General features: G+C 33.7%; 10 protein-coding genes. 4 read left to right on the top strand and 6 right to left on the bottom strand.

The window, feature by feature from the left end; translation table 11 throughout:
* Positions 1-325: 325 nt before the first annotated feature.
* The 4 genes from BUE22_RS01815 to BUE22_RS01830 form a co-directional block, all read right to left on the bottom strand.
* Entirely contained in the window at positions 326-1,567 is a 1,242-nt protein-coding gene (locus tag BUE22_RS01815) for a voltage-gated chloride channel family protein (protein WP_073393316.1), read from the bottom strand.
* A 108-nt stretch (positions 1,568-1,675) separates the two neighbouring features.
* The gene (locus tag BUE22_RS01820; protein ID WP_042563203.1) at positions 1,676-2,059 is read right to left on the bottom strand and encodes a RidA family protein; all 384 of its coding nucleotides are present in this window, start codon (positions 2,057-2,059) and stop codon (positions 1,676-1,678) included.
* 165 nt (positions 2,060-2,224) lie between these two features.
* Complete coding sequence (locus BUE22_RS01825; RefSeq protein ID WP_073393319.1) at positions 2,225-2,530, bottom strand: chaperone modulator CbpM; 306 nt, start codon at positions 2,528-2,530, stop codon at positions 2,225-2,227.
* On the bottom strand, positions 2,523-3,449 hold the full coding sequence (locus BUE22_RS01830; RefSeq protein WP_073393321.1) for a DnaJ C-terminal domain-containing protein: 927 nt from the start codon (positions 3,447-3,449) through the stop codon (positions 2,523-2,525). The genes BUE22_RS01825 and BUE22_RS01830 overlap by 8 nt, the downstream gene beginning before the upstream one ends.
* A gap of 248 nt (positions 3,450-3,697) precedes the next feature.
* Between BUE22_RS01830 and BUE22_RS01835 the strand changes: the two genes are divergently transcribed.
* Together BUE22_RS01835 and BUE22_RS01840 are read left to right on the top strand one after the other, a co-directional pair.
* Positions 3,698-4,114 (top strand): hypothetical protein, encoded by a 417-nt coding sequence (locus BUE22_RS01835; protein ID WP_073393323.1) that lies wholly within the window; start codon positions 3,698-3,700, stop codon positions 4,112-4,114.
* A 231-nt stretch (positions 4,115-4,345) separates the two neighbouring features.
* Positions 4,346-5,053: a hypothetical protein gene (locus BUE22_RS01840; protein ID WP_073393325.1), complete on the top strand. Its 708-nt coding sequence runs from the start codon at positions 4,346-4,348 to the stop codon at positions 5,051-5,053.
* 90 nt (positions 5,054-5,143) lie between these two features.
* Here BUE22_RS01840 and BUE22_RS01845 read toward each other — a convergent pair whose 3' ends face one another.
* Entirely contained in the window at positions 5,144-6,880 is a 1,737-nt protein-coding gene (locus tag BUE22_RS01845; protein ID WP_073393328.1) for a thiamine pyrophosphate-dependent enzyme, read from the bottom strand.
* 233 nt (positions 6,881-7,113) lie between these two features.
* Entirely contained in the window at positions 7,114-7,641 is a 528-nt protein-coding gene (locus BUE22_RS01850; protein ID WP_073394252.1) for a hypothetical protein, read from the bottom strand.
* Positions 7,642-8,008: 367 nt separating this feature from the next.
* Between BUE22_RS01850 and guaA the strand changes: the two genes are divergently transcribed.
* Positions 8,009-9,538: a glutamine-hydrolyzing GMP synthase gene (gene guaA / locus BUE22_RS01855; protein ID WP_073393331.1), complete on the top strand. Its 1,530-nt coding sequence runs from the start codon at positions 8,009-8,011 to the stop codon at positions 9,536-9,538.
* 62 nt (positions 9,539-9,600) lie between these two features.
* Entirely contained in the window at positions 9,601-11,511 is a 1,911-nt protein-coding gene (locus BUE22_RS01860; protein ID WP_073393334.1) for a LysM peptidoglycan-binding domain-containing protein, read from the top strand.
* Positions 11,512-11,598: the final 87 nt, after the last annotated feature.

Raw genomic sequence — 11,598 nt, forward strand, 5'->3', positions numbered from 1 at the left:
TGAATTGGTTAATTCTTGGTTTGAATTTTGAAAAATTGAACACGGATGAAACTGATTCGCTAAAGCGAAAACGCGGATTTAAGCAGATTTATTTTAGATTGAAATTTCACAAAGATTCTCAAAGAATTCACAGAGATTCACGAATTTTTTGGAATTTGGAATTTATTTTTTGGAATTTAATTGAAACGCGGATGAAACGGATTCGCTAAAGCGAAAACGCGGATTTAAGCAGATTTATTTTAGATTGAAATTTCGCAAAGATTCACGAAAGTTTGGAATTTGGAATTTAATTTTTGGAATTTCGTTTCCTATTGGATTTTGGAATTTAAAAATTGGAATTTAATCCCCGATAAAGTCTGTATTTTGCCCCTTTTACAACCTGTGATTTATAAATTCCAACAGAACCAGAGGAAAAATAGGCAACAATACAAGCAATTGCAATAAAAATTCCCGGTTGAAGACCAAATAATTCCAGTCCCATAAAGGTACAGGCAATAGGAGTGTGGGTAGCGCCCGAAAATACAGCTACAAATCCCAAACCTGCCATAAGTGCAATTGGCATTGGAATAATTACAGATAAAGCGCTTCCTAAAGTGGCACCTACAAAGAATAACGGAGTTACTTCGCCGCCTTTAAACCCGGCTCCTAACGTAAATCCGGTAAATAATATTTTGAGTAAAAAGTCATACCATTGGTTTTGATTTGAAAATGAATCCACAATTTCCGGAACTCCTAATCCTGAGAATTTTGTAAATCCAAAACCTGCTATGGCTATGGCTAAAATGATTCCGCCAATGAAAGGTCTTAAAGGTGGAAATTTAATTTTTGAAAAAAGGGAACCCCAAAAGTGCGTGCTTCTCGAAAATAATAAAGCAGCAAGTCCGGATAAAACGCCAATGATAATGGTATAAAATATGGTGGAAATTGAAATTTGTGGAATCTCAGGAATACTATAATGTGTATGTTTTACCTGCCAGAATTCTACCGTAAAATAAGCGACATAAGCTACTAAAAAGGATAAAAGAATGCTTTTAAAATTTATTTTACTGAAATATAAAACTTCTAAAGCAAATATAGCGCCCGCCAAAGGTGTTCCAAAAACAGATGCAAAACCAGCGCTGATACCGAGAATAATTAAGATTTTGCGTTCGGAGTTGTCTAGTTTGAAAATTTTTGTGAATTGATCTGCAATTGCGCCGCCCATTTGTACAGCGGTGCCTTCACGGCCTGCAGAACCTCCGAATAAATGAGTAATTAAAGTTCCAAAAAGAACTAACGGAGCCATTTTGAACGGAATTACTTTTTGCGGATTTTCATATTCTTCCAGCAATAAATTATTGCCTTTTACAACCGATTCTCCCCAATAATAATAACTCAGTCCGACTAATAATCCGCCGAAAGGCAAAAACCAGACAATCCAGTCGTGATGAATTCTAAATTGAGTAACAAATTCTAAAGAAACTAAAAAAGACGCCGACGCAGAACCTGAAAAAACACCTATCAAAACACAGATCAAAATCCATTTGAAAGTGGTAAGGAATATTTCTTTTGGTTTTTGAGAAGTCATTAATGTAAATGCGGGCAGATTTTTCGCCACGAATTCACGAATTTAGAAAAAAATATCTGTTTTGATCTTTTTAGAATAGTAATTCGTGAATTCGTGGCTAAAAAAATATTATTGTATCACAGCTGTAAATTCAATTTCAACTAAATATTCAGGAGCAACCAGTTTACTGATTTCATAAAAGCCGGTTGTAGGTTTTACATCTTTAAAGAAAGCAGAATGTGCTCTTGCAACATCTTCAAAAGTTGAAATGTTGGTTGTAAAAATACGCGTTCTGATTACATCTTTCATTCCAACATTCAAATCTTCAAGAACTTTTTCAACACGTTCCAAAATATTATACGTTTGAGCATAAGCATCGTCAGCTTTTACTTTTTCGCCATCAACAATTGCCACAGTTCCTGAAACTTCGATAATGTTACCAATTCTTACAGCACGGCAATATCCCATTTTATCTTCCCATGGTGATCCTGTCAAGATGTTTTCTCTTTTCATTTTGTTAGTTTTTCTGAATCGTTTTTGTCAGTTTTAAAAACAAATTCGGGTTAATTAATTCTGCTGCAATTTATAAAATATGTAGCTGAAAAGGAGGTTTTTTATTTAAAATCCATCTGTAAATTATTGTTTTTTGTGATATTTTAAATCGTAAAATTGAAATGATTATTCGATTTGATGCTGTTCAAAAAGACGCAATTTATTTTGCGTCGCCGTTAAGTTTTGCTGTAAAGTTTCAATTTTATTCAGTAAATGATAAATGGCATCAATTCCTTCCAGATTGATTTTGAGATCATAATGCAAACGAATCATTTTTTCGATGGCTGGCAATTGTTCCGGCTGTAAATATTCATCTTCTTCCTGAATAATAATTTCAACTAAACCATAATTATTCAGCTCTGTTATAAAAGTATTTTCAATTTCGTGATACAGGCAAAATTGTTTTATCTGGATTAAATTTTTACTATTCATGGTTTCTGATTTTAGCTAATTCTGCGAATAATTCTTTTTCTTTCTGAGATAATTTTGTTGGCGTTTTTACATTATAAGTAATGTATAAATCGCCAAATTGATTGTCTTTTTTATAAACCGGAAATCCTTTTCCTTTCAGTTTCACCTTCGTTCCGGTTTGGGTTTCGGCAGGAACTTTAATTTTTACTTTTCCATCAAAAGTATTCACGTAAACTTCTCCGCCTAAAATTGCGGTATAAAAATCAATATCAACATCTGAATATAAATTATTTCCCTCACGTTTAAAATCAGAATTATTTTCGATATTAAAAGTAATATACAAATCACCATTCGGGCCACCGTTTGCACCGGCTCCGCCATGACCGGAAATTTTTATAATCTGACCATTTTCGACACCTGCCGGAATTGTGATTCGGATATTTTTTCCGTTTACAGCCAGATTTTGTTTGTGAGTGGTATATGCCGAAGATAAATCTAATTGCAGTTCAGCATTAAAATCCTGACCTCGATATTTTGCCTGACCTCTTGAACTTCTTCCTGCAGATCCGTACATAGAATTGAAGAAATCTGAAAAATCACTTCCAGAAAAATCACCGCCAAAACCAGAAAAGTCTCCGCCCGAAAAATCAGAACTGCTTTGTTGTCCTGATCGCTGTTGATTTGGGTTGTAACCCGCTTTCTCAAATTCGTCTGCATGTTGCCAGTCTTTTCCGTATTTATCGTATTTTTTTCGGTTTTCGGGATTGCTTAAAACCTCATTCGCTTCGTTGATTTCCTTGAATTTTTTCTCCGCTTCTTTATCATTCGGATTCAAATCAGGATGGTACTTTCTGGCCAGTTTTCGATACGCTTTTTTAATCTCAGTTTCTGTGGCTGATTTTGAAACATCTAATGTTTTATAATAGTCTATATAATCCATTTTCTGTGTTTTTTAGTGGAATAATTAAGGTATTGAAGTTAGGAATAAGTTGATGATTTTCAAAATTTTATTTTAGCACTTTCTTATAAAAAAAACAATTTCTCATCATGTTAAAATAAAATAATTCTTACAATTTAATTTTATTAATATAGGATTTTGTCTATTATCGCAAAATAACATAGACTATTGTCTATTTCTTTAGGGCAATTAAAAAATTATAAAGAAAAATAAAATCTAATATTTTAGCTATGAGAAAATTATCTTTTCAAAAACCAATTTGGAATGTTGTGCTATTAGTTACAATGTCGTTATTATTTATTAATTGCAGTTCAAGCCATGATGACGAAATTATTCCATCAAATAATATGGCATTTAATGTAGCCGATTTTTCTTTAAACATAACAAGAAAACAACTTTATGGTGATTATCTCGCCATAGATTTTGATGTAAAAAACACTTCAAAAACATCCTATAGTGTTTATGAGCAAGGAACGTTCTCTGTAAAATTTACTGCAAAAAGCACTGATGGTGAGGTGTTTCAACGAATAACGTATGTCGATTATGTTGAAACCGGAGTTACTTATTCTGATTATGTTCATCTGAATTTTAGTGCAAATAAAACCTTAGATGTTTCTACACTAACAGCCGTAATTGTTAAAGATTAAAGGAGAATGACAAATCCGACTTATGAAAATGAGTCGGATTTTTTTATTTATATAATTTGGGAGAGTAAAATTACGATCGCTTTTTTGGCAGGTTTTTTGATTCTAAAAATTAGCCTAATATATTGTTATAAAAATCTTAAAGCTGTAGTGCCTAACTAAATTATGCTATTTTTGTGAAGCTACTTTTTGGGTTTATAAAATTTTAAAAGCCGATTCGATAATACTATTTCAATGAAACATATTTTATTTTTCATATTATTTTTTACTGCCGCAGCAATGTCGGCACAAACTGAATTTAGTACTAAATACAAAAGTATTCCTGCACCAAAGTTTAGTGCAAAGCCAAAGAAAATTCCTGAAGTAAAAGATCCTCAGGGAGAAAATTCAGATATTCCGAGTATAAAGACACCCAACGTTTTTGAGAATACAAGTATAACTCCAAAATCAAAATTTCAGATTGGAGAAGAAAAAAGTAAATTCACCATGTCTACAGAAACTGATTTTGCCAATCCAGGCGATCGTTATGTGCCAAAAATGGAGAAAGAACTGGATAAAGCCTTAAAAGATGCCGGACTAAAAGAAGGAAGGGGAGAATTGGTTAAGAAAAACATTTCCCTAGGAGATTTTAGAACCAAATCAGAATATTTTATTGTAAAATTCAGGGATTTTGGTGCCATTGATGGTGATTTGGTCAGAGTTTCGTCAAATGATAGAGTTATTGCAAATCAATTATTTTTGGATGCAAGCTTTAAACAGGTAAAAATTGACCTTGTTAATGGTTTTAATAAACTCGATTTTGAAGCCTTAAACATTGGAACATTAGGAGGAAACACCGCAGAAATTCAGGTTTACGATGATAAAGGAGCCTTAATAACCAATGATTATTGGAACAATCTTGCGGCAGGTTTTAAAGCTTCGATTGTTGTTACGAAAGAGTGACTTTTGAGGTACAAAGCAACAAAGGTTCAAAGGGACAAAGTTGCTATACTTTGAAACCTCTGAACCTTTGTTACTTTGCAACTTTGAACCTTATAGGCCTTCTTTCAAATGTTTATAATTTGATTTAACGGTATCTAAAACTTCATCCATTTTACCGCCCAGCATTAATTTTGTCATAGATTTTGCCATACCCACAACTTGTTCCCATTCTACTTTTGGAGGCATTGCCAGCGCATTCGGATTCGTAAAAATATTTAGCAAAATAGGACCATTATGTCGGAATGCATTTTCTATTGCTCCTTCAACTTCTTCGGGTTTATGTACGTTTACACCCTGAAAACCCATCGCCTGAGCTATTAAAGCAAAGTCAGGATTAGTCATATCCGTTTCGTTATCCGGCAATCCCTGAACTTCCATTTCGAGTTTTACCATTCCCAAAGCGCGATTATTAAAAACAATAATTTTGATCGGAATATTATATTGATGAATGGTTGCCAAATCACCCAATAACATAGACAAACCGCCATCGCCACACATGGCAATAACTTGTCTTTCAGGATGTGCGAGAGCTGCACCAATAGCCATTGGCATTGCATTGGCCATTGATCCGTGATTAAAAGAACCCAGCATTTTTCGTTCTCCGGTTCCTTTAATAAAGCGAGCTCCCCAAACACAGGTCATTCCTGTGTCTACGGTAAAAATGGCATCTTTATTGGCTAATTTATCGATAATATGAGCGACGTATTCGGGCTGAATTGTGTCTTCTCCACCATTGTCATCGATATAAATGTTCATGTTTTCTTTTACACTTGCATAAAATTTAAGCTGAGCCTGCAAAAAACTGTCGTCTGTTTTGTTTTCCAGCAAGGGCAGCAAAGCTTCTATTGTATCGGCAACATCACCGCATAATCCCATGTAAAGATTGGCTCTTCGGCCTAAACGTTCGGTGCTGGTGTCAATTTGAATGATTTTATTATCAGTAGGCATGAATTTATCATACGGAAAATCAGTTCCTAACAATAAAACCAAATGGGATTCATGCATACTATGATAGGCAGAAGGCTGTCCAAGTAAGCCTGTCATTCCTATTTCGTTAGGATTATTAGGCTGAATACTCATTTTTCCTCTAAAAGAATATCCTACAGGAGCCTTAATATGTTGTGATAATTGTACCACCTGATCGTGTGCTTTTTCAGCTCCAATTCCGCAGAATAAAGTGATTTTTGTACTCTCATTTATGGCTTTTGCCAAATGCTGTAATTCATTATCAGAAGGGCGGATAACGGGATTACAATGAAAATACTGAGTTGATATATTGCTTTCAACTGCTTTTAATTCAGAAACATCACCGGGTAAACCAATAACGGCAACACCTTTTTTGCCTAAAGCGTGTTGTATGGCAGTTTGTATGATTCTTGGAGCTTGTTCAGCCGTCATAATCATTTGATTATAACAACTGCAATCGTCGAAAAGTTTGATGGTATTGGTTTCCTGAAAATAATCCATCCCCATTTCTCCTGTATTTATTGTGGATGCAATGGCTAACAAAGGCACATGTGAGCGATGTGCATCATATAATCCATTAATTAAATGAACATGTCCCGGGCCGCAACTTCCTGCACAAACAGCAAAACCGTCTAATTCGGCTTCGGCAGCAGCTGCATAAGCGCCCACTTCTTCATGGCGAACATGAATCCATTTTATTTTTCCGTTTCTTCGTATCGCATCATTAAAATGATTTAAGCTATCACCGGTAACTGCGTAAACACGTTTTACTCCGGCTTCTACCAACATTTCAACTAATTGTTCTGCAACTATTTTACTCATCGAATGTGTTTTTAGAATTCCTCTTAAAGGTAACACTCATTTCGATTGGGTTTGTTTTATATTTAAAGAATTATATTTTATAATCTACATTAATTTAGGTTCAAAGTGGCAAAGGTTCAAAGGAACAAAGCTGTAAAAGCCACTACACTTTTTAAACTCTGAACCTTTGGCGCTTTGTAATTTTAGATGCTAACAGAAAACTTAGAATCTTAGCATCTTAGAACCTTAGAAATTTAGAACGGATCCGCAGTCACTCCAAACTTCATATCTGCTTTTACGGTTACATCTTTTGTAAGTGTTTCTTTTAAGGTAACTTGTGTTCTAATTTTATATTGATCAGCTTTTATGTATTTGTCTAATTTGGCGTTGGTGCTAATTAGTTCAATCATATTCGTTGTTTCGGTGATATTATCCTGATACGCCAATTCTATTTCATCAGAATCTGTAGTTGAAATATAAAGATGAATTGATTTTAGAAATGTAAAAGTTTTTCCGTCAGGAGTTGTAATCGTTAGGTTGAGCGATTTTAATTTTACATCTTTGACCAACCCCGCTTCTGTTTTATTGTTTTTAAATTCTGCCGATGAATTTGTTGTAACATCCGGCGTAATAATTTCCGTAGGTAAATTAATAGGCGAGGTACTTTTTATCTGAATTGAGGCTTCGTTTGAAATTGTAAATGACAATAAATCGTCAATAGCATCGCAAGATGTGAAAAATAAGGATAATAAAAGTGTTGAGGCAATTAGTTTTGATTTCATACTTGAATGGTTTTTTGCATAGATACGAAGTTTTGGGATTATTGGATTTTTGTTTTTTAGATACAAAGTTTCAAAGACACAAAGGTTTAAAGGAAAAATCCTTCAAATCATAAATTTTAAAATCTTCCAACCTTTGTAAATCAGATTCTTTCAATTTAAAATTGAAAATAAAAGAAATATATATTTTAAGGCAAAAAGATTAAAATTAATAAATAGACAAAGAAAAATCTTTCAAATTATGAGATTTAAAACCTCAGAACCTTTGAATCTCAGAACCTTTGAACCTAAAATCGGAACTGTGAAAAAAAAATATTTTTTTTTCACAGTTCCGATTTTTCAATTTCGAATATAAAAAGTATTTTTGCGCATGCAACACAACGTACTTATTTTAGATTTCGGATCGCAATATACACAGCTTATTGCGCGTAGAGTTCGCGAATTAAATATATTCTGCGAAATTTTTCCTTACAATCACTTTCCTAGTGATTTATCACCTTATAAAGCCGTAATTTTAGGAGGAAGCCCATTTTCTGTTCGTGCAGAAGATGCTCCACATCCTGATTTATCTCAAATTCGAGGCAAATTGCCAATGTTGGCAGTTTGTTACGGAGCACAATATTTAGCGCATTTTAGCGGAGGTGAAGTAGCAGCTTCAAACACCAGAGAATATGGTAGAGCTAATTTGTCTTATATTAAAGACAATGAAACTTTCTTTGAAGGCGTTTCAGAAAACAGTCAGGTTTGGATGAGCCATAGCGATAGTATCAAAGCTTTGCCAACCAATGCGGTAAAATTAGCCAGCACGCATGACGTAGAATATGCAGCTTATAAAATTGAAGGCGAAACTACTTATGCTATTCAATACCATCCAGAAGTTTTCCATTCTACAGATGGATCAAAAATGCTGGAAAACTTTTTAGTAAAAATTGCCGAAGTTCCTCAAAACTTTACACCAAATGCTTTCGTAGAAGAAATGGTGGGAGAATTAAAAGAGAAACTAGGAAACGATAAAGTTGTTTTAGGACTTTCCGGCGGAGTAGATTCTACTGTTGCCGCAGTTTTATTACACCAGGCTATTGGAAAAAACTTATACTGTATTTTTGTAAATAACGGATTGCTTCGTAAAAACGAATTCCAAAATGTATTAGATCAATACAAAGGAATGGGATTGAACGTAAAAGGAGTAGATGCCGGAGATCGTTTTCTTGGTGAATTAGCCGGAATTAGCGATCCTGAAACCAAACGTAAAACAATTGGTCGTGTATTTATCGAAGTTTTTGATGATGAATCACACTTGATCGAAGATGTAAAATGGTTGGCACAAGGAACTATTTATCCAGACGTTATCGAATCAGTTTCTGTAAAAGGACCATCGGCAACAATTAAATCGCACCATAATGTGGGTGGATTGCCGGATTATATGAAATTAAAAATTGTAGAGCCGCTTAGAATGTTGTTTAAAGACGAAGTTCGAAGAGTTGGTGCTACTTTAGGAATAGATCCTGAATTATTAGGAAGACACCCTTTCCCGGGACCAGGATTATCAATTAGAATTCTTGGAGATATTACTCCGGAGAAAGTTCAGATTTTGCAAGATGTTGACGCTGTTTTTATTGACGGATTAAAATCTTGGGGATTATACGATAAAGTTTGGCAGGCAGGAGCAATCTTGCTTCCGGTAAATTCTGTTGGTGTGATGGGCGATGAGCGTACTTACGAAAAAGTAGTAGCGCTTAGAGCTGTTGAATCTACAGACGGAATGACTGCTGACTGGGTTCATTTACCTTATGAATTCCTGATGAAGGTCTCAAATGATATTATCAACAAGGTAAAAGGCGTGAATCGTGTAGTTTACGATATAAGTTCAAAACCACCTGCAACAATTGAGTGGGAATAGTACCATTTTTAAAATTAAGGTCTTACATTTGTAAGGCCTTAATTTTTTATAACCTACTATTTATGAGAGAACTTTTAACGATTTCTCTTGTGTTTATTTTGTCTTTTAACAAAATAACTGCGCAAGATTCAATTATTGAACACAAAATTCAAAAAGGAGAAACGGCTTATTTTATTGCCCAAAAATATAAGGTTTCTGTTGATGAAATTTACAAACTCAACCCCGAATCGCAAAGCGGAATAAAAGACAATCAGATTCTTAAAATTCCGGTTCATGCTGCAGAAAAACCAAACCAAAACCAAACTACTCATATTGTTGGTGCAAAAGAAACTCTTTTTGGTTTATCAAAACAATACGGGATTTCTGTAGAAGCGCTTCAAAATGCAAATCCAATTCTTGCCAACGGACTTCAGATTGGTCAGGAATTAGTTATTCCGCAAAATGCTTCAAATATTTCAAAAACTGAAATTACAAGTTCTTCAAAAGCAACCCATTTGGTTGTGGCAAAAGAGTCGTTATTTAGCATTGCCAGACAATACAATGTTTCTGTTCAGGATTTAGAAACTTTAAATAAAGATTTACTACAAAACGGATTGCAGATTGGTCAGACAATTGCAATTCCGAATAAAAGAAAAACCCTCGACGGCAGAGTTCGTGTAATTAATCAGGAAACTGTTTTTCATGTGGTTGAACCAAAGGAAACCAAATTTTCGATTGCTAAAAAATATGGAATTTCAATTGATCAGTTAGAATCTCAAAATCCCGAAATTGTAAACGGATTGGTTGTTGGCAATAAATTGGCCATCAATACAAAAGAAATAAAACCGGCAAACGAGAGTGAAGAATTGATGCTGGCTCTTGCCGAAAAACAAGTTGTTGTCGAAAAAACAAAAGCCAAAACTGTTGAAATTGATGATTTAAAAGACAGATTGGTTGTTCAGAAAGAAATGAATCAGAAAATTATAAAAATTAATGATCTGAAACTTAATCTGGATGATATGAGTGGTTCTAAAGATAATTCGGTTGAAAAACTGAGATTGGTTTTAGAAGCGAATAAAAATGTTCAGGATATTTTAATGGGGAAATTAGATTCTTTGGTTAATACAATGAACAATGATTTGGTTGAATTGAAAAGAATGGATGTTTTAAATATTGACCAATCAAAACGATTAGAAAAACAATCGTATGAAAGCATTGGAAAAACAAACGAATTATCTTCTCAATTAAAGAAAGAACTGGCTGAAAATAGAAAAGCATATGCCGGTTTAATGAATAAAGTAGAAAGAATCGCTGTCGAGGAAAATCAGGAGTACAAGAAGAAAATCCGCGAAAGCGAAAAAAACACCAACAAAACAGGATTGCAGCAACGACTTTCGCTTGACGAAATAAAAAGATATAAAATTGAGCAGGAAAAAGGCGATGCACAAAATCAATTACTGATTTCTAAAATTGATTCTTTGGATACTCAAAAAACAATTGAAATAAAACGTCATATCAGTAAAGCTTCTTATTATAGTATGGAAGCCAGAAAATTTGATGATAAAGTAGCTTTGATTAAACTGAAAAAATATCAGGATGAAGCGATTAAAAATCAGAATAAAGAAAATTCGGCTGTAGTTTCTAAATCAGTTTCAATAGAAGAAATGAGACGAGAATTGAAAGAAAACCCGCTGAAAAATGTAAAAAATGTAAAGATTGAAGTTTTTGATAATCTTAAAGAAGTTTCAAATGGCTATTACTTAGTTTTAGGTATATTTACCGATGCAGTGCCAAGAGATAAGTTAATTATGCAACTTATTGATTCGGGCGATTTTAATGCTAGTTTTTTCTTTAATATAAACAGTCTTTCCTATTATGTTTACTCAGATAAGTATCAAAATATGGAAGAAGTTTTATATCAATGCAAGAAAAGAGAAGAAGATGAGTTATATAAAAACATCATTATTGCTAAGGCCGAAATAGATCTTAGATAATTATTGTGTAAAAATTAACACTGGCCCGAATCTTGCTTTAAGCAAAATTAGTATCTTGTTTTTTGAATTAAAAATTAAATTGTTTTA

It is taken from the genome of Flavobacterium pectinovorum, assembly GCF_900142715.1.
In the GTDB taxonomy this organism is placed as follows: Bacteria; Bacteroidota; Bacteroidia; order Flavobacteriales; family Flavobacteriaceae; genus Flavobacterium; species Flavobacterium pectinovorum.